Source organism: Acetobacter sp. DsW_54 (assembly GCF_002153575.1).
GTDB classification, from domain to species: Bacteria; Pseudomonadota; Alphaproteobacteria; order Acetobacterales; family Acetobacteraceae; genus Acetobacter; species Acetobacter fabarum.
The window spans coordinates 201,233-220,320 of the sequence record NZ_JOPD01000003.1; the positions used below are offsets into that span (position 1 = coordinate 201,233).

The following is a 19,088-nucleotide window of genomic DNA, read 5'->3' on the forward strand; positions in this document are numbered from 1 at the left end:
GAATATGACGGAAAAACGCTAAAATACATTCTTGACGAATGATAAGGAGCGGGACTAACCAGAAGGCAGAATGTTTCTGCACGAAACCTTCCCTCGTGATTTGTTAGGCCGGCTTGCGGCGAGGTAAAAGAAACGCGCTAAAGAGGCTTTGACGGCGCGCATAACCCGACGTCATGGTTTCCACGGTCAATTTGAGAGATGCACCCCCACGGATGGACGCATGCCCTGCGCCTGCCCCAAGGTGTGGATCAGACACGAAAGAACCGGATACAAGTCCCATGAGTGATAACCAGACATCCCCTTCCAAGGCGTGGCGCCCTGCCACACGCCAGCTCCATGCCGGTCTGGAGCGCACCGAATATGGTGAAACCAGCGAAGCCCTCTTCCTGACTTCCGGCTTTGTGTATGACAACGCCGAACAGGCTGCCAAAACCTTTACGGGTGAGGTTACGCACTACCAGTACAGCCGTTTTGGCAACCCCACCACCGCTGCACTAGAAGCCCGTCTGGCGGATCTGGAAGGGGCAGAAGCCTGCGTAACCACGGCAACGGGCATGGGGGCTGTTTCCTCCGCCCTGCTCTCCCACGTTACGGCGGGCGGGCGTGTTGTGGCCTCCCGCGCGCTGTTTGGCTCCTGCCACTGGATTGTAAACCACCTGCTGCCCCGCTACGGCGTGGAAACCGTGTTTGTGGATGGCGGCAATCTGGCGGAATGGGATGAGGCCCTGTCTGTCCCCACGGATGCGGTGCTGCTGGAAAGCCCCTCCAACCCCATGCTCGATATTCTCGACATTGCAGCCATTTCCGAGCGTGCCCACAAAGCGGGTGCAATTGTGGTTGTGGACAATGTGTTTGCCTCCCCCATCTTCCAGAAACCGCTCGAACTGGGCGCGGATGTGGTGGTTTATTCCTGTACCAAGCACATTGATGGTCAGGGCCGTGTGCTGGGTGGTGCCGTGCTGGGCCGCAAGGACTGGATAACCGAAACCCTCCAGCCCTTTACGCGCAACACCGGCAATGCACTTTCCCCCTTTAACGCATGGGTCATGCTCAAGGGGCTGGAAACCCTGTCCCTGCGTGTGGAAGCCATGGCCCGCAATGCCGCCGCAGTGGCGGATTATCTGGCATCGGCTCCGGGGATCAAGATGGTGCGCTACCCCGGCCGCAAGGACCACCCGCAATACGAACTGGCCCAGCGCCAGATGAGCGGCAACGGCACACTTGTCGCCTTTGCAGTGGAAGGCGGGCAAAAAGAAGCCTTTGCGTTCATGAACGCTCTGCAACTGATCGCCATTTCCAACAATCTGGGGGATTCCCGCTCGCTGGTGACCCACCCGGCCACCACCACGCACTCCAAGATCAGCCCCGAAGAACGCGCAGCCCTTGGCATTACGGATGGCGCCATCCGCTTTTCCGTCGGCCTTGAAGACAGCGCGGACCTGATAGACGATCTGGCGCGCGGCGTTGCCGCACTCAAGGCGCTGTAAGCACGACACACGCCTGCCCGGCCATGGCCTGCCCCCATCCACCTAGGGGCAAGGGCCATGGCCAAAGGGGCACCAGAGGGGCATGGCCTGCATCCCCCTTACTGGATGCAGCTTTGCACAACCCCCATGTTCATGATACTGGCACGCTCTCGCACCCAATGCGGACCTAGCACACGGAACGGCTGATCAGGGCCGAACCTCTTTCCATTTTGCAGGAGCATGGAGACCCATGGCCGACTGGGCCGTTGCCCCCCTTCCACAATCCCCGGAAGAAGCTCTGAACGAACTGTTCTCCCCCCTCCCTGTGTACGAAGCCGTGACCGATGGCATTCGTGTGCTGGTGCAGGTCTTCTGGCTGTCTGACCAGTCCGAGCCGGATGAGCACAGTTACTGCTGGGTGTACCGTATCCGCATTGGCAACGACAGCAACAGACCGGTGCAACTGCTTGAGCGGACATGGCATATTACCGACACATCCGGCCGCACGGAGCATGTGCATGGGCAGGGTGTTGTAGGGGAGCAGCCCATTATCCAGCCCGGTACGCTTTACGAATATACATCTGGCGCGTCCCTTTCCACGCCCGGGGGGTTCATGCGCGGGTCCTACCTGTTGCAAGCCACCACGGACCGCACCCGGTTTGACGTGACCATTCCCGCCTTCAGCCTGGATAGCCCTTTCCAGAACCACCAGCTCCAATAACCAAAGCAGGAGACCGGCATGAGCGTGCCTGAGCACAACACAGACCGCCCCACCCAACAGGAAGCCGAACAGGCAGTACGCACCCTGCTGCGCTGGGCTGGCGATGACCCAACGCGTGAGGGTCTGCTGGACACACCCGCCCGTGTTGCCCGTGCCTATACCGACTTTTTTTCAGGCTATGCCATTGACCCGGCCAACCTGCTCCGCCGGACTTTTTCCGAAGTCGATGGGTATGACGAGATTGTTCTGCTCCGTGACATTCGCTTTGAAAGCCACTGCGAGCACCATCTGGCCCCTATTGTTGGCCGGGCCCATGTTGCCTACCTGCCGCGCCAGCGGGTTGTCGGTATTTCCAAACTGGCCCGCGTGGTGGACGCCTATGCCCGCCGCCTCCAGATTCAGGAGCGCATGACCGCCCAGATCGCCAACACCATTAATGACGTGCTTGAGCCTCAAGGCGTGGCCGTGATTATTGAATCCGCACATGAGTGCATGACAACACGCGGCGTGCACAAGCCCGGCGTGTCCATGGTCACCAGCACCATGCTGGGCGTGTTCCGTGACAATTCCGATACCCGGCGTGAGCTGATGGCAATCCTCAACCGCCCCGCCGTCAACGGCTACTAAACTGCCAGCACCCCCGGCACCCCATACGGGGCCGGGGGCCTGCGCAGGCCAGACCAGCGCACTCCCATAACTCAGGTCAGGTCATGCGCGGCATGGCTTAAATGCTGATATTTGCGCCTAGCACCTTCAGGAACTGCGCAAGCCATGCCGGGTGGGCAGGCCATGCGGGAGCACTGACCAGCTCACCATCCGTTACGGCATCTGTTACGGCAATATCGGCATAAATGCCGCCAGCCAGTTCCACTTCCGGCTTGCATGCCGGGTAGGCCGAAACCTTGCGCCCCTTGATAACCCCAGCCGCTGCCAGCAACTGTGCACCGTGGCAGATAGCCGCCAGAGGCCGGTCCGCAAAAGCGCGCACAATCTCAAGCACCCTTGGGTTAAGCCGCAGATACTCAGGCGCTCTGCCACCGGGAACGATAAGACCCAGATAATCATCCGTGTCGATCGCAGCAAAATCCGCGGTCAGCGTAAAGGCATGGCCGGGTTTTTCGCTGTAGGTCTGCGCCCCTTCAAAATCATGGATGGCGGTCAGAACCTTGTCTCCCGCTTTTTTGTCCGGGCAGACCACATCCACTGTATATCCCAGCATGGAGAGGGCCTGATACGGGACCATAATCTCATAGTCCTCTACGTAGTCCCCTGCCAGCATCAGCAGTTTTACATCATCAGTCATGGTGAGAGGTCTCCTTCAGCCCTTCGCGCAGGCGGGGCATCAGTTCCACAAAATTACACGGACGGTGGCGGCTATCGAGCTGGAACACCAGAATATCGTCCCATCCATCCTTGACCGCACCCGTGGAGCCGGGGAGCGCAAACAGGTAGGTCCCGCCTGCAACACCTGCCACAGCGCGTGACTGAATGGTGGATGTGCCGATTTTCTGGTAAGACAGCATACGGAACAGCTCGCCAAAGCCTTCTATGCGCTTTTCCATAACGCGCTCGAACGCTTCTGGTGTCACATCCCGGCCGGTTACACCGGTGCCACCATTGGTGATGACCACATCCACCAGCGGGTCTGCAATCCAGGCGCTCAGCTGCGCTGCGATCAGGTCCGCATCATCGGAAACAATGGTGCGTGCTGCTACGGTGTGCCCTGCGGCCTCAACCCGCGCCACAAGGGCTGCGCCGGAGGTGTCCGTCTCCAGTGTGCGCGAATCCGAAACAGTCATAACAGCAATACGCACAGGCAAAAACGGTCGGTTCGTATCTATCTTGGACATGGCTGACTGTTATATCTCCGCAAGTATGATGCAAAAACGCATCAGGGGAATGAATAATAGCTGTCTGGGGCAGAAAATAAGCCCTCAAAGGCAACCTTTTGCCTGCATCGGCCCTAAAAAACATTTAGGGATTGGGGTTGTTACACCCCGATAAACCATGATTGATCTTTTCGCTCACGCGCAAGACCAATCCAAAGACAACAAAATTGGGATCATGACCAAACGTATTTTTTTTCCTTTTCGCACGTTCTGGCTTTTTGCCTTCCTTTTCCCCCTTCTGGCCACGGCCCTTCCCGCGCGGGCGCAACTCCTGCCCGGTGGCAACAGTTCTATTGGTCTTTTACCCAGTCTGGAAGTTGATAACGAGGCCAATCTGGTCGAAGACCCCGGCCCCCTGTTTTCTGCCCCCTATGGCAAGGACCATTTTTTTGGTGACTGGGGCGGTGCGCAGCCATGGCTGCTCAACCACGGTATCCACATTCTGGCCGATGTGCATGAGGAACTGGCAGGCAACTTCCGTGGGGGTCGCAAGCAGGGCGTGACCAATGCGGGGCAGGTTGGTGTTGAACTGGACGTGGACTGGGGCAAGCTGACCAATACGGACCTGTTCAAGAACCTCTGGACCCACATGATGGTTGTGAACGGCCATGGGCGGAACCTGAGCACGGATTACATCGGTGACTCCATTGGCGGCGTGCAGCAGATTTATGGCGCGCGTGGTAACGTGGTGGCCCACCTTGTTTACCTGTATGCCGAGCATTCGTTTTTCCATAACCATGTGGACATCAGTGCTGGCTGGATCCCGCCGGGCAGCTTTTTTGCCGCCTCCCCCCTGTTCTGTATGTACATGAACGTGGCCATGTGCGGTAACCCCGCTCCCACCAAATACACCGAAGGCGCGCGTGACTGGCCATCGGGTAACCTTGGGTTTGTGGCACGCGTGATGCCCACAAGCGATACCTATATTATGGGTGGGCTGTTTGCTGTTTCCCCCCATGCGTTTAACGGCGGTATTTCCGGCTGGGCATGGGCGCAGGACGGTCTGGGCAAGTTCTCCTCCCCCGTGGAAGTGGGCTGGCTGCCCAAATTTGGCAAAGACCACCTGAACGGGCACTACAAGGCCGGTTTTGGCTATGACAATTCCAGCTACCCCGACCTGCGCGATGACATACACGGCAATGCCTGGATTGAAACCGGCATGCCCAAACGCTACCGCGCAGGCCGTGCCAGCGCATGGGTCATGGCCGACCAGATGCTGGTCCGCAATGGGGATGGCCCAACCAACGGCCTGATCGCTCTGGCTGGCTGGATGTGGGCCGATGGGCACACAACCGCCATGTCCCACCATATCTGGGCTGGTATGGTGGAAACCGGGGCCAAATGGGGCCGCCCGATGGATAGTGTGGGGGCCATGTACCAGTGGGAGCTGATGAGCCGCGCCTCTACCTTGCAGCAGGAAGCCGCAAGCATGGCCGGTGTGCCCTTCCCCTCCAACCAGTGGGGTACCGTATGGGGCATTCAGTCGCACGAGAACATTTATGAAGTGTTCTATAACGCGCACGTAGCGCCCGGTATTTCACTGCAGCCGGACTTCCAGTACATCAACCGCCCCGGTGGCAGCACCGTATTCCACGATGCGGCCGTTATGGGGCTTCAGTTCAACGCGGTTCTGTAATCAGTTCGGAACCACAAACCGCTCCATCGGGCGCAGGCTGAGCATCCTGCCCTGCAGGGGGGTAAACTGCTCCGCGTGGCAGGTCAGTAGTATGACCTGCAAACGCGTTGCGGCATCGGACAACACATCAAACAGGGTTTCCAGCCGCTGGGAGTCTGAAAAACTCAGCGCGTCATCCAGCACCAGAATGGCTGGGGCCCCGCGTTTGTGCAGCAATTCTGCAAACCCGAGCCTGACCAGCACGGCTATCTGTTCCCTTGTGCCATCCGACAGGTCCTTTACCTCCTCCGCGCGCTGGCGCGTCAGGCCGGTCAGGGCGAACTGCGTATCCACCTCCAGTGTTGCCCCACGGAACAGGGCAGAAAAAGCGGGCTGCATGGCCTGCACCAGCGGGGCCAGATACCGCTCGGTCTGTGTGGTTTCGGCCTGAAGCAGCGTAGCCTCCAGCAACGCAAGGGCTGCGCGCTCGCGCTCCCATGCCTCCAGCTCCCCCTGCGCCTGTGCTGCGTGGCGTTCCGCACTGGCAAGCTGTTCATCCAGCCCATCCCCTTCTGCCTGACGGATCCGTGTTTCACGCTCCGTCTGGTCCACGGACAGGCGCGTAATCTGCTCGCGCAGGTGTTCCATAGCCTGTTCGCGGCGGAGAATACCCTGCTCCACCACGCTCAGCGGTTCCTCCTGCTGGCGTATATGGGCAATCCGGGCCAGTTCGGCCTGTGCGCGCTGCCTGTCCTGCTCACTGCTTGTGGCGCGGGTCTGCAAAGCCGGGTCGGGTTCGCGCTCAACCCATACGTCCAGTTCACGCCGGTCGCGCTGGAGCGCCAGCTGCTGCTGTGCAAACTGGGCAAGAGCCTGCTCCAGCCGGGTATGGGCCATGCGGTGCAGGGTAAGCACCTCCTGCTCCTGCGCGCGGGCGGCTTCCACCGCCATAAGTGCATCCTGCTCCTGCGCACGGGCCTGCTCTACATCCGGCGGAGTGCCTTCATCTTCGGGGCAATCCGCCTGAGCGGCCTGCTCCTTGGCAAAAAGGGCTTCCCGTTCGTTCAGCTTCTGCCGCAGGGCGCCCAGAGCTGCGGTAATATCGTTGGGCTTGAGCACACATAAAAGCGCCATACATTCGGCACTGGCCTGCTCCACTTCCCGCTCGGCCTGCCTGCGGGCCTCGTGCTGGCTTTCAGCCTGCTCCACACTGTGGCAACCGACCTCTTGCAACAGACTGTCCAGCGCGCTTTGGGCTGTAGCAAGGGCTGCATGCAGCGCGTCACTCTGCTGGGTTGAGGGGGTTATGGTAAAGCGACCCACACCGTCCACCACCAGTTCACTCACATCGGTCAGGGACAGGGGGCCAACTGGGCAGGGGTTGCCATTCAGCCATACCGTGCCTGCTGCATCCGGGAGCAGGGTTGCCTCAAACCGTGTGGCCTGCGCCTGCATGCTGGCCTGTGCCTGATGCACCGCCTGCATGGCCTTGGCCAGACGGCGCATAAAGGCCGCATCCACAGGCATGATGCGCAAGGCCGCCTGTGCTTTTTCCAACCTTGCACAGGCGGCGTTCGCCCGCTCGAACGCGGCACGCTCCTGCGCTATGGCCTGCTGGTTATGCGCCAGAGCAGCCTTGTGCATAACGCGCGACACCATGGTACGGGCCTGCTGGTGCCGACTTAAAGCGGCTTTATGGCTGGCCTGTGCATGAGCCAGTTTCTGGTCCGCCTCCCCCGCAGCAAGGCTGAGCTGGGTATGCCCGCTTTGGGCATCGGCCAGAACCTGCTCCAGCCGGGCAATATCTGCCCGGCGGGTCTGGCGGCGGTCCTGCTCGGCCTGAATATACTGCACACTCTGCTCGGCCGCACTGAGTTGCGCCTGCGCTGCCTGCTCCTGCGCCACAAGCCCGCGCAACTGGTCGCGCGTCTGCCGCAAAGCCACGAGTTTTGCCTCGTCCTGCCTGCGCCGTTCAGGGTTGTTGTACTGGGCCAGCGTGCGCCGGGTCTGCTCCAGCCCGCTTATATCCTCCTGCAAAGCTTCCTTGCGGGCCAGAAGGGTGGCCACCAGAGCACGGGCCTGCTCGCCCTCCTCCTGTATCTGGCGCATGCGCTGGCTGGTTTTGCCCGTTGCGGTCTGGTACTGGGCCAGCCGTTTGCTGACCAGAGCCAGCATGGCGCTGGCCTCGGCCGTGCCGGTTACGCCCTGAATGTTCTGTTGCAGACAGGCCTGAAGGCTGGCACGCCCGGCCCCTTGCAGCGCAGGCTGGGCAAAGCTTTCACCCTGCTCCACCAGTAGGGCGTTCCACAGCCCTGCCGCTTCGGACTTACTGACCTTTTCCAGTTCGAACAGGGCTTGCAGGCGTTCCTCCGCCTCCTCCCCATCAAACCGTTCAGCGCCCAGATCCAGCCGGGCGAGGCTGCTGCTGCCAAACTTTTTTTCCAGCCAGCAGGACTGACCTTTCCATGTAAAGGCCACGCCAATATGGGGTGAACCTCCACCATAAGGCAGCAGGTCCTTGAACGGCTGGGCTTTGGAGGTGTGCCGCAGGGTTAGCGCGGTACGCAGCGCCTTGAGCACGGTGGATTTACCAGCCTCATTAGGGGCTGCCAGAATATTCAGCCCAGCGCCCAGCCCTTCGACCCGTACGGGGGAGGCAAAACGGCGCACGGCCTCGATCTGGATGTCTGTCAGGATCATGGCGTGGCCCTCCGCACTTCACCCCAGAGCAGGAAGAGCCTTTGCAGCGCCTCCTGTGCAACACTGGCCTCGGCCCCACCGGCATTCACCTGTTCCAGCAGGGCGGCGGCCGCCGCACGCACTGGCCCGGATGTGCCAAGCATATCCAGATCATCCGCCCCGGCGGCAAGGCTGGGGGCACCACTCAGCCGCAGGCAGGCCAGTGCACTCCGCAGGCGGTGGTCGATCAGACTTTCATAAAGTGCCAGATCGTCCACCCCCAGCATACCGCCAACCTCCAGCCATGCCAGAATGGTATGGGGCTGCTCGGGGGCTATGGCGCGCACGCGGCTTTCCAACGCGTGGATGTCCGCACTGCTGGTCAGCACCACGTTTTCAAACTTGCACCACGTAAAGCGGCCTGTTCTGTGCGTGCTCAGCCGTGGTGGAGCTGTGGGGCCATCAAACGCCACCACAACGCATTCCCCCCCGCCATTACCCCCGGTGCCAAACCGGTCCACCTCCGGCGTGCCAGCGTACACCGTGCGGTCATTGATCCTGTTAAAACCGTGCCAGTCCCCCAACGCCAGATAGGTGAGCCCCGCCCGGGCGGCCCGGTCAATGGCTATGGGGTTGTTCTGGGCTTCTCCCTCATTCCCGAACCCCACGACCGAGCCGTGCGCAACCCCTATGCGCAAAGCCCCTTCGGGGGTGGGGGCATCATCCATGTAAGCCGTCAGATCCGACAGGGTGTGCCGCCGCTGCAAAACGGCAGGCAGCAGCCAGGCATTATGCGCGCCATCCAGCTCAACCGGTGCGGAGGCAAGGTGGAGCTTAACATTGGCAGGCACTGCGTTATCACGTTGCAGACGGGTCCATACGCCCTGAGGGGTATGGGCATCGTGGTTACCGGGAATAAGGTGCCAGCTTATATCCGCAAACTGGCGCATGCGCTCCATAGGCTGGCGCAAAGTATGCCCCGAGGGGGTTTCGTGTTCATACACATCGCCTGCGACCAGCACATGGGCGGCCCCTTGCGCCCGAGCAAGCATGCCTATGCGCTCGATCACATTCAGCCGCTCGGCCTGAAGCGTACCCAGTGCATCATCATCCACAAAGCTGAAGGTCCGGCCTATCTGCCAGTCGGAGGTATGAACAATTTTCATACACACAGTTGTGCCTGCACCACCAATAGCTCGACAAGACAGAATATGGCATGACGGCCAGCATAGTCCTGCGGTCGGAAACAGCCCTGTACGCACCTGACCCAGAGTTGATTAGCCCCATTATAGTTTGCAGGCTTATGCTTCAGGTCTGCTGCGCGTTGAACGCAATGCCAGACTATGGGCAGAACTTCCCTCAAACATTATATTTTATTTTAATATGCGCCTGACAATACGGATTCGGGTGCAATCCTTCCTCAGTGGCCACAACAAAAGCAGACCCAAATGACCGCTGAGAAAACAGCTTTCATGCACAGACCTGGGTGGAAGGGCTGGTTCCTCCAGCTCCCGCCCTCCGTGTTTTCTCCCGGCTGGTTCCTGTTCTGCCTGCGTACGTGGCTGTCTGCCGTGCTGGCATTGAGCACGGCATTCTGGCTCCAGCTTTCCTCCCCCGGTACGGCGGCGGTTACGGTCATGATTCTGGCCCAGCCGTTGCGTGGGCAGGTTCTTTCCAAGGCACTTTACCGTCTGGCGGGCACCATTATCGGTGCGTTTGTCGCCCTTTTCCTGACCGCCTGCTTTAATCAGGAACGCGGGGTTTTTCTGGGTGGTGTGGCGTTGTGGCTAACCCTCTGCACCATTGTGGGCACACTGGAGCGCGACTTCCGGGCTTATGCGGCCATGCTCTCGGGCTATACGGTTGCCATTGTGGGGATCAGCTGCATTGATAACCCGGCAGGCATTTTTGACGTTACGGTTAACCGCGTGTCCTGCATTGTGGTGGGCATTGCCTCCACCGCCGCGATCAATGACATTTTTGGCTCCCCCACCGCATTTGAAAAACTGACCGCCAACCTGCGCCGCACATCGGACATGGTGCGCCGCATTGCCAAGGATGCACTGGCAGGCCACAGCATTCCCGACAGCATGGCCTGCGCAGGCCTTGCGGGGGAAATTATTGCCCTGACATCGCAGATCTCCTTCGCCAAGACCGAACTGCCCGATGCACGGCTGCGGCTTGCAGGCGCACATTCGGCCATGGTGGCGCTGCTGGAAATGCTCTCGTGCAGCCAGGCCATTGCCCTTGTGCTGCGCAAGGGCGAGGTTTCGGCCACGGTGCTCAAGCACATCCGTGATTCCTTTGGTGATGGTACGCCAGTCGATTCCCCCGCACAGGCAGTGCATGATCTGGAAGACCTTGCGCGCGAGGCGCATAAAAACGAACTCAGCCTCGGCCCAACGCTGGATGAGGCCTGGCTGATTGAACGCTCCATGGCTCTGCTGTCCGATGCACGCTGGGCGGTGGATGGTATAGATGCGTTTGAGCACGGCCAGCGCGCACGCACACAGGCCCCAGAGCTCAAAATTGAACAGCATGATGACGTAATTGCCGCACTGCTCAACGGCCTGCGCACGCTTATCGGATTTTCCGTCGCTGCCGGGCTGTGCATTATTTCCGATATTCCGGCAACGTATTCAGCACTGTCGCAGGTGGCCATTATCCTGACCCTTGCCGCCACAACCTACAATGTGCGCGGCTTTGGCATGGGTGCACTGCTGGGCACGCCACTGGCCATTATTGTGGCCGCGGTGCTGAACTTTGGCATACTCCCCCACGGAGCGGACATGCCTTTTCTGGCCATGGCCATCATTCCCGTTATTTTTGGCGGCTGCCTGCTGCTCATGCATCCCAGAACAGCCACGGTCGGGTTTAACGCCGGGGTGTTCTTTTTTGTTATTCTTGGGGTCGCTGACCAGCAGAATTACGAGCCATCCGCCTTTATTGACCGCAATGTGCTGTACCTGTTTGCCGCGATCATGATCTTTATCTCGCTCGTGCTGCTGCTACCGCCCTCCGCCTCCCGCAGGCGGTTCAGGGTGGGCATTACCATCGGGCATGATCTGCTGCTCCAGTTTGAAGGGCATGGTGAACAGGCCGGCTCCGCCCTGATCAGCCGCCACTACGACCGGCTGTGCCGTATTCTGGAATGGAACCGTTACCTGCCCGCCAACAAAGCACGCCAACGTGTTTTTGCCCGCCTTGCCAGCCTGGATACCCTCAACCTTGAGCTGGCCCGCGCACGCCGCCACCTGCAACGCGCCGCCACCATTCCCGCTATCCGGCTGGATGCGGAATCCGCCTACCGCGCCACCATTATCTACAACGTGGATGCTGCTCTGGTGCGTATGCGGCACAAAGCCCGCATTCTGCTCGACCATGCCATTGGCCTGCCCCATGGGCAGATGGCCACAGCCCTTGCTGCAGTTTCTGCCATGGTGGGTGCAATCCGCCTGCTTGAACACAACCGCTCCGCCCTGCACCTGTATGACCTGCTGCCCGTGCCGGACCAGCAGTGGAAGGCCCGCTAACATGCAGCTCCAACCTGTTCTGGATATTGGCGGCCTGCTGGTGTCCTCCTTTGTGGTGCATGCGGGGCTGGCCATTGCCACCCTGCTGGCGCTTAACCCGCTTTTGGCCAAGGTGCGCGCCCGCCGCGTGGTGTGGAACCTACCCTTGGCCGAATTTGGTATTCTGATCGGCCTTATCGGCCTTTACACCATCCTTTTGTGAAAGGGCTTTTCCGCCGTGTTTGAACGTGCGCGCCGCCTTCTGCAATTTGTTACGACCGGCATTATTCTGGCTATTGCAGCCGTGGTCTGCTTTGTCCTGTGGGATTACTACACCGCAGCGCCCTGGACCCGTAACGGGCAGGTGCGCGTGCAGGTGGCCGACATTGCGCCGCGTGTTTCGGGGCAGATCATAGACATAAAGGTGCGCGACAACCAGTTTGTCCATGCGGGCGATGTTCTGTACGACATTGATCCCTTTGACTTTAAGGTGGATGTGGCCTCCGCTACCGCTCTGGTGAATGAGCGGCAGGCGGATATGGTGCTCAAAAACGCGCAGGAATACAGGCGCAACAACCTGACCGACGCCGCAGCCTCCCGCGAGGAAAAACAGGTGTTCCAGGCCACGGCGGAAGTTGCCAAGGCACAGTATGCCTCGGCCATGGCGTCTCTTTCGCAGGCCAATATCAACCTTGACCGAACCCATGTGCGCAGCACCGTAACCGGCTACGTCAACAACCTGATCATGCGTGTGGGGGACTATGCCACCGCAGGCAAGGCGAACATTCAGGTCATTGATGCTTCCTCCTACTGGGTGGACGGATATTTTGAGGAAACCAAAATCCGCTCCATCCATATTGGTGACCGCGCCCGGCTGGACCTTATGGGCTACCGCCAGCCCATGTGGGGGCATATCACCAGCATTACCCGCGGGATTGCTACCCCCAATGCAACACCTTCCACACAGGGCCTGCCATCGGTGGACCCGGTCTATACCTGGGTGCGGCTGGCACAGCGTATTCCCGTCCGTGTGCAGATCGACAGCATCCCCCCCGGCACCCAGCTTGCCGCAGGCATGACCACCACAGTCACCATTGTTGGCAGCAAGGGCAAACGTGCCCATGATTCCCTGACCGAAGCACTGGACAGGCTGCATGATGCCCTTATGGGCGGCACAGGCGGGAACGGCGCACGGCATTAGGATAGAGTATGGACGCCCGCCCCCCATGCTGGCACAAACGCAGGCATGTACCATTCCTTTGCCCTGCCCTGCCGTACTGCCATGTTCTGCGCCCTTGCCCTGTGCCTGAGCGCGGGCGCACAGGCGCGGACCATACCCGGCCAGCGCGTACAGGTCAGTGCTCCCTGCCTGAGCACCCTGCATGTTGTAACCGACAACACCCTGTCTGACGGAGTGGACATTCCGGGGGCATGGCCCGCAGGCCTGCAAAGCTCCACCGCGGCAGATGGTACCATCACCCTGACACAGACGGACTGCGCCAGCGGGCAGAGCCTTGAACTGCACACACCATCGGCCATGCCGCTGGCCATAGACAGCCCGCAGGCAACCCGCATTGTTATTGACGGTCGTAAAGGCTCCATGTCCATCCAGTCCGGCTCGGGGGGGATTGAGCTGGGCCGGACCGGACCGATTGATCTGGCATCGGACTCCTCAGGGCCTATCCGCATTGACACACTGGCAGGCTCGGCGCGCCTGCGCTCCACCACCTCCGCCCCCATTACCATCCGCCAGGTCAAGGCTCCGGCTCTGGCCGTCTATCTGGCCGGCACAGCCAGCCTGAGCGCACCTGCGGGAACACTCAAAGCGCTGGACATCAACAACGCTGGCAAGGGCAATGCCAGTTTTGGCGGCACCACGGGTGTTGCCGCCCTGCATGTGCAGGGGAGTGGCAACATCAGTGTCCACAAAGCCACCGGCACCGTGGCAACGGAGCGTGATGGCAAGGGGCGGATTGATGTCAACTTACCCGATGCCTCCCCCACGCAGCAGAACTAGCACGACCGGGTCAACACACACCTTAACTACCCCGCAAAGCCAGAGGAGCCCTGCCGGTGTCTTTTAGTCGGCTGTTCATCATGCGCCCCGTTGGCACAACCCTTATGGCGGTTGCGTTTATGGTGGCGGGTCTTTTTGCCTACCGCGCCATGCCGGTAGCGGACCTGCCCAATATTTCCGTTCCGGTCATATACGTTATTGCCTCCCAGCCCGGCAGTTCTCCCCAGCAGTTGGCCAGTGCGGTAACCACCCCGCTGGAGCGCAGGCTTGGCCAGATTGCGGGCGTAAGCAGCATGCGCTCGGACACAACGGATTCCAGCGCATTTATCCTGCTGTTCTTTGACAATAACCGTGACATCAATGGTGCCGCGCGGGACGTGGAGGCCGCCCTGCGCGCGGCAAGGGCGGACATGCCCCACACGCTGCTCGACCAGCCCCAGTATTACAAAGCCAATCCATCGGATAGCCCGATCATGGTTGCGGCCCTTACATCGGCCACACGCAACGCCACGGCCCTGCGGGATCTGGGGGAGACACACCTCAAGCCCATGCTGGCCGGGGTTAAGGGGGTTGGCTGGGTCGATGTTGTGGGCTCGGACAAGCCCGCCATCCGTGTGGAAGTGAACCCCCAGCTCCTCTACCAGTACGGGATCGGGTTTGAGGATGTCCGCTCGGCCCTTGCATCAGCCAACGCCAATACGCCCAAAGGGTTCATAGAAACCGGGGGCCAGCGGCTAACACTCCAGACCAATGATCAGGCCCACAGCCCCGAACAGTACCGTGATCTGGTAATTGGCTACCGCAATAACCGACCCGTGCGGCTGAGCAGCGTGGCAACAGTGCGCTCCGGCCCGCAGAATGAACGCACAGCAGGCTGGTACAACAAGCAGCCTGCCGTGCTGGCCATTATCCGCGCACAGCCGGGCACAAATGTTATTGAAGTCACCGACGCCATTCGCGCGCGCGCTGTCCTCCTGCGCAATGCCCTGCCTGCGGATGTTGCGTTTACACTGGTCTCGGACCGCTCCGTATCCATCCGTGGCGCTCTGGAGGACACGCAGGAAACCCTGCTTGGTTCCGTCCTGCTGGTAGTTCTGGTTGTGCTGGCATTTTTGCGGAGCTGGCGCTCCACCTTTATTCCCGCCGTTACGGTGCCGGTCTCGCTCGCGGGGTCTCTGGCCTTCATGCACCTGCTGGGCTTCTCACTCGATACGCTCTCACTCATGGCGCTGACCATTGCCACCGGCTTTGTGGTGGATGATGCCATTGTGGTGGTGGAAAACATTGCCCGCCACATGGAAGAGGGCATGGACCGCATGCAGGCCACCTTACAAGGTGCGCAGGAAATCGGTTTTACCATTCTGTCCATCACCATTTCCCTTATCGCGGTGTTTCTGCCCCTGCTGCTGATGGGAGGCATTGCCGGCAAGATATTTTTTGAATTCGCCATGACCCTGACCATTGCTGTCTCGGTCTCGTTTTTTCTGGCGGTCTCGCTCACCCCCATGATGTGCGCGCGGTTTCTGGACGTGGCCCCCGGCCCAGAGGCTCCAGCACAGCGTTCTTCCAACCCGTTTGTGTGGGCCGCCCATCTGCTGGCCGACGCCACGGACCACGCCATGGCATGGATGATGCGGCTCTACCGCTCCACGCTGGACGTTGCCCTGCGCCACCCGTGGCTGACGCTGCTCTCGCTCCCGCTCAGCTTTGTGGCAACCATCGGGTTGATCTTCATTATCCCCAAAACCGTTCTGCCTGCGGAGGATATTGCTCTTTTGCAGGGGTATCTGAGCGTGGACCAGACCTCCTCCTTTTCCGCCATGTCGGCCAAAACCCGCACGGTGCTTGATGCCATGCAGGCTGCTCCGGGCGTGGAGGGCGTCATTGGCTTTACGGGCGAAGATGCCGCGAACGAAGCAGAGGTCTATGCCCAGCTCAAACCCAAAAACCAGCGGACGCAAACGCCAGAAGCCATTGCCGATGCCATACAGCAGGCTGTGCGCACCATACCGGGGCTTACGGCCAGCATTTCCAATGCGGGTGATATTAACGGCGGCGGCCAGCGCGTGCATGAAGGCGCATACAGCTTTGTCTTCCGCAGCGAAAACGAGGCCGATATTGACCAGTGGGTGCCCCGTGTAACCGAAGCCCTGCGCAACAGTGCGGTTTTAAGCGGGGTTAGCAGCCATACGGTGGGGCATGGCATGGCACTGCATGTGCTGATCAACCGCGACAATGCCGCCCGCTACCAGATTACTCCCCAGCTTATTGGCAATGCCCTGTACGATGCGTATGGCCAGCGTACGGCATCCAGCATTTCCACCCCGCTCACCACTTATTACGTGATCATGGAGGTGCAGAAGCAGTTCCGTGATAACCCGGAAATGCTGAAAACCCTGTGGGTATCCACCGCTGGTGGCACGGCATCGGGCGCTGTGGCCTCCAACACCATTCGGGTACGCAAACCTGCCGATGCCCCTGCCGCCCGCAGCGACAGCCTTTCCGAACAGTCCTTCCGCAACGCCATTGCCAACAGGCTTGCAGGGGGCGGGGCCGGGGCTTCCAACGGTTCGGCCGTTTCCGCAACATCCGAAACCATGGTGCCCCTGCCCACGGTTGCACGCATAGCCAGCGCCCCCACACCGCTACAGGTCAGCCACGAAAACGGTTTTGTCTCTGGTGCGCTCTCCTTCGACCTTGCTGCCGGCCACTCGCTGAGCGAGGCAGAGGCCGAAATCCGCCAGACCATGCGCAACCTGCATGCCCCCGAAAGCCTGAAAGGTGATTTTTCAGGCGAAGCGGGCGATCTGCACAAGGACCTGGTCAACGAAGCTCTGGTGTTTGTTGCCGCCATTGCCACCATGTACATCACACTGGGTATTCTGTACGAAAGCTACATTCAGCCCCTGACCATTCTTTCCACCCTGCCTTCGGCCGCCTTTGGGGCTGTGCTTACGCTCTGGCTGTGCGGGCAACCGTTCTCGCTCATCAGCATGATTGCGGTGATCATGCTCGTAGGCATTGTTAAAAAAAATGCCATCTTAATGATCGACTTTGCCCTGCATGCCGAGCGGACCCAGAACCTGCCCCCGCATGAGGCCATAAAAACAGCCTGCCTGACCCGCTTCCGCCCCATTCTCATGACCACCATGGCCGCAGCCTTTGCCGCCATACCCATGATTATAGGGCGCGGCTATGGGGCGGAACTGCGCCTGCCCCTTGGCGTTGCCATTCTGGGCGGGCTGGCAACCAGCCAGTTGCTTACCCTGTATTCCACCCCTGTTGTGTATCTGCTCATGCACCGGCTGGCAGCTTTTGCCCGCAGAGCCGCAACATGGCTCCAGCGCAAACTGGCTGGCTGGGCAGGCACCCGCCCCAATACTGCGCCATAACACGGCGGGCATTGCATGGCCTTTCTGCTCAAAAGCTTTTAAAACACCGTTTGAACAACCGTTTTACCAAGGAAGTGTCCATTATGTCCGATGCAATGCCTGACCGTCTTTCCGTCAACCCCAACAGCGAGTTCTATAACGAAGCCCTGCTTGAGCGCGGCGTTGGCGTGCGGTTCAAAGGCGTGGAAAAAACCAATGTTGAAGAATACTGCGTGAGCGAAGGCTGGGTACGCGTTGCCGTTGGCAAAACCGTGGACCGCCGTGGCAACGCCCTGACCATGAAGCTGAATGGCCCGGTTGAGGTCTGGCTTAAGGACTGACCTTCCGCCAGCACATGGCACACTGACAATTAAATACTTTATTTAATTGTCAGTGTTTGGAATAGTGTCACGCATAGTTCAAGGCAGACCAGAAGGAACACCATGCCATGACCCAGACAGCACCCAGCACGGAAGCCGATCTCCGGCACACCATTGTTATTGTTGGCGGCGGGTCCGCTGGCATTGCCGTTGCAGCCAAGCTGCTGCGTGAGCGCCCCACACTGGACGTGGCCATTATTGACCCAGCGACAACCCACGCCTACCAGCCCGGCTGGACACTGGTTGGTGCCGGGGTCATGAAGCTGCGCGACACGCTGGAGCAGGAAGGCGGGCTTATTCCCAAAGGCTGCACATGGCTGCGTGCTGCCGTAAGCACCTTTGAGCCCGAGAGCAACACCCTGACCCTGGCCGATGGCCGCACCGTTGCCTATGGCCGTCTGGTTGTCTGCCCCGGCCTGCAGCTTGACTGGGACAAGATTGAAGGCCTGAGCGAAACACTGGGCCGCAATGGCGTATGCTCCAACTATTCCAAAGACACGGTGGAATATACTTGGACCTGCATCCAGTCCCTTGCCGGGGGCACCGCCCTGTTCACCCAGCCCCCCATGCCGATCAAATGCGCTGGCGCTCCGCAGAAAATTGCCTATCTGGCCGCAGATCACTGGCGCAAGCAGGGCACACTGAACCGCACCAACGTGGACTTCTGCCTTGCGGGCGATGCGCTGTTTGGCGTGGCCTATTTCCGCCCCGCGCTGCAGCAGGCGGTGGATTATTACGGCATTAACCTGCAATACAAACATAATCTGATTGCCGTGAACGGCCCCGAGCGCAAGGCAACCTTTGCGGTTACCGGCCCCGATGGCAAGGTGACAAAAGTGGTGCGGGAGTTTGACATGCTCCACGTCACCCCGCCCCAGAGCGCGCCTGACTTCGTTAAAAAAAGCCCGCTGGCCGATGCTGCCGGCTGGCTGGATGTGAACGCCACAACACTCCAGCACGCCAAATACCCCACCATCTTTGGTATTGGGGATGTCATGAACACCTCCAACGCCAAAACCATGGCAGCCGCACGTGCACAGACCCCTGTGGTCGTCCGCAACGTTCTGGCTTCTCTGGATGGTCGCCCACTGAGCGGGCAATATGACGGGTACGGCGCATGCCCGCTGACCGTGGCTTACGGCAAGATCGTGCTGGCCGAGTTCCTGTACGGTGGCAAACCTGCTCCGAGCTTCCCCTACGACCAGCGCAAGCCCAGCCGGTTTGCATGGTTCCTCAAAACCACCGTGTTCCCCCATGTTTACTGGGACATGATGCTCAAGGGCCGCGACATTGAAATGCCGCACCACCCGGAATGGTCCAAGGACTGAATACTTATCTCCCCCTGCCCCACCGGGTTCCAACCCGTGGGGCAGAGAGTGTGAATAAGCCCATAAAAAACCTCCCCAGTTACGGGGAGGTTTTTTTATGCCCTAGGGGC

The 19,088-nt window shown here is 60.0% G+C and carries 15 protein-coding genes and 1 riboswitch; of the genes, 11 read left to right on the top strand and 4 right to left on the bottom strand.

Annotated elements, in window-relative coordinates:
- Positions 1 to 82: 82 nt before the first annotated feature.
- Positions 83 to 162: riboswitch (SAM riboswitch) on the top strand.
- 116 nt (positions 163 to 278) lie between these two features.
- The 3 genes from metZ (at position 279) to folE (ending at position 2,814) form a co-directional block, all read left to right on the top strand.
- Positions 279 to 1,487, top strand: a complete 1,209-nt coding sequence (gene metZ, locus HK20_RS02725; protein WP_086645537.1) for an O-succinylhomoserine sulfhydrylase — start codon at positions 279 to 281, stop codon at positions 1,485 to 1,487.
- A 229-nt stretch (positions 1,488 to 1,716) separates the two neighbouring features.
- Positions 1,717 to 2,187 carry a Co2+/Mg2+ efflux protein ApaG gene (gene apaG / locus HK20_RS02730; protein WP_086645538.1) on the top strand — a complete coding sequence of 157 codons (471 nt, stop codon included), beginning with the start codon at positions 1,717 to 1,719 and terminating at the stop codon, positions 2,185 to 2,187.
- A gap of 18 nt (positions 2,188 to 2,205) precedes the next feature.
- Complete coding sequence (gene folE / locus HK20_RS02735) at positions 2,206 to 2,814, top strand: GTP cyclohydrolase I FolE (protein WP_086645539.1); 609 nt, start codon at positions 2,206 to 2,208, stop codon at positions 2,812 to 2,814.
- A 97-nt stretch (positions 2,815 to 2,911) separates the two neighbouring features.
- Here folE and HK20_RS02740 read toward each other — a convergent pair whose 3' ends face one another.
- Positions 2,912 to 3,490 (bottom strand): DJ-1/PfpI family protein, encoded by a 579-nt coding sequence (locus tag HK20_RS02740; RefSeq protein WP_086645540.1) that lies wholly within the window; start codon positions 3,488 to 3,490, stop codon positions 2,912 to 2,914.
- A complete protein-coding gene (moaB, locus tag HK20_RS02745) occupies positions 3,483 to 4,037 on the bottom strand; it encodes a molybdenum cofactor biosynthesis protein B (RefSeq protein ID WP_086645541.1) in 555 nt (184 codons plus the stop codon). Before moaB ends, HK20_RS02740 begins: the two co-directional genes overlap by 8 nt.
- A gap of 214 nt (positions 4,038 to 4,251) precedes the next feature.
- Here moaB and HK20_RS02750 point away from each other — a divergent pair, with 214 nt between their 5' ends.
- Positions 4,252 to 5,712, top strand: a complete 1,461-nt coding sequence (locus tag HK20_RS02750) for a carbohydrate porin (RefSeq protein ID WP_086645692.1) — start codon at positions 4,252 to 4,254, stop codon at positions 5,710 to 5,712.
- Here HK20_RS02750 and HK20_RS02755 read toward each other — a convergent pair whose 3' ends face one another.
- Both HK20_RS02755 and HK20_RS02760 read right to left on the bottom strand, forming a co-directional pair.
- Positions 5,713 to 8,391 carry an AAA family ATPase gene (locus HK20_RS02755; RefSeq protein WP_086645542.1) on the bottom strand — a complete coding sequence of 893 codons (2,679 nt, stop codon included), beginning with the start codon at positions 8,389 to 8,391 and terminating at the stop codon, positions 5,713 to 5,715.
- Positions 8,388 to 9,536 carry a DNA repair exonuclease gene (locus HK20_RS02760; RefSeq protein WP_086645543.1) on the bottom strand — a complete coding sequence of 383 codons (1,149 nt, stop codon included), beginning with the start codon at positions 9,534 to 9,536 and terminating at the stop codon, positions 8,388 to 8,390. Before HK20_RS02760 ends, HK20_RS02755 begins: the two co-directional genes overlap by 4 nt.
- A gap of 306 nt (positions 9,537 to 9,842) precedes the next feature.
- On the opposite strand from HK20_RS02760, the gene HK20_RS02765 reads away from it, so the two are divergent.
- The 7 genes from HK20_RS02765 to HK20_RS02795 all read left to right on the top strand — a co-directional run bounded on the left by HK20_RS02765 (position 9,843) and on the right by HK20_RS02795 (position 18,978).
- Positions 9,843 to 11,903: an FUSC family protein gene (locus HK20_RS02765; protein WP_233129045.1), complete on the top strand. Its 2,061-nt coding sequence runs from the start codon at positions 9,843 to 9,845 to the stop codon at positions 11,901 to 11,903.
- Position 11,904: 1 nt separating this feature from the next.
- The gene (locus HK20_RS02770) at positions 11,905 to 12,105 is read left to right on the top strand and encodes a DUF1656 domain-containing protein (RefSeq protein WP_086645545.1); all 201 of its coding nucleotides are present in this window, start codon (positions 11,905 to 11,907) and stop codon (positions 12,103 to 12,105) included.
- Positions 12,106 to 12,120: 15 nt separating this feature from the next.
- Complete coding sequence (locus HK20_RS02775) at positions 12,121 to 13,083, top strand: HlyD family secretion protein (RefSeq protein WP_086645546.1); 963 nt, start codon at positions 12,121 to 12,123, stop codon at positions 13,081 to 13,083.
- A 45-nt stretch (positions 13,084 to 13,128) separates the two neighbouring features.
- On the top strand, positions 13,129 to 13,899 hold the full coding sequence (locus HK20_RS02780; RefSeq protein WP_086645547.1) for a DUF2807 domain-containing protein: 771 nt from the start codon (positions 13,129 to 13,131) through the stop codon (positions 13,897 to 13,899).
- 56 nt (positions 13,900 to 13,955) lie between these two features.
- Positions 13,956 to 17,291 carry an efflux RND transporter permease subunit gene (locus HK20_RS02785; protein ID WP_086645548.1) on the top strand — a complete coding sequence of 1,112 codons (3,336 nt, stop codon included), beginning with the start codon at positions 13,956 to 13,958 and terminating at the stop codon, positions 17,289 to 17,291.
- Between the two features lie 83 nt (positions 17,292 to 17,374).
- Entirely contained in the window at positions 17,375 to 17,611 is a 237-nt protein-coding gene (locus HK20_RS02790; protein ID WP_025826566.1) for a DUF3297 family protein, read from the top strand.
- 107 nt (positions 17,612 to 17,718) lie between these two features.
- Positions 17,719 to 18,978 (top strand): FAD/NAD(P)-binding oxidoreductase, encoded by a 1,260-nt coding sequence (locus tag HK20_RS02795; protein ID WP_086645549.1) that lies wholly within the window; start codon positions 17,719 to 17,721, stop codon positions 18,976 to 18,978.
- Positions 18,979 to 19,088 lie beyond the last annotated feature (110 nt).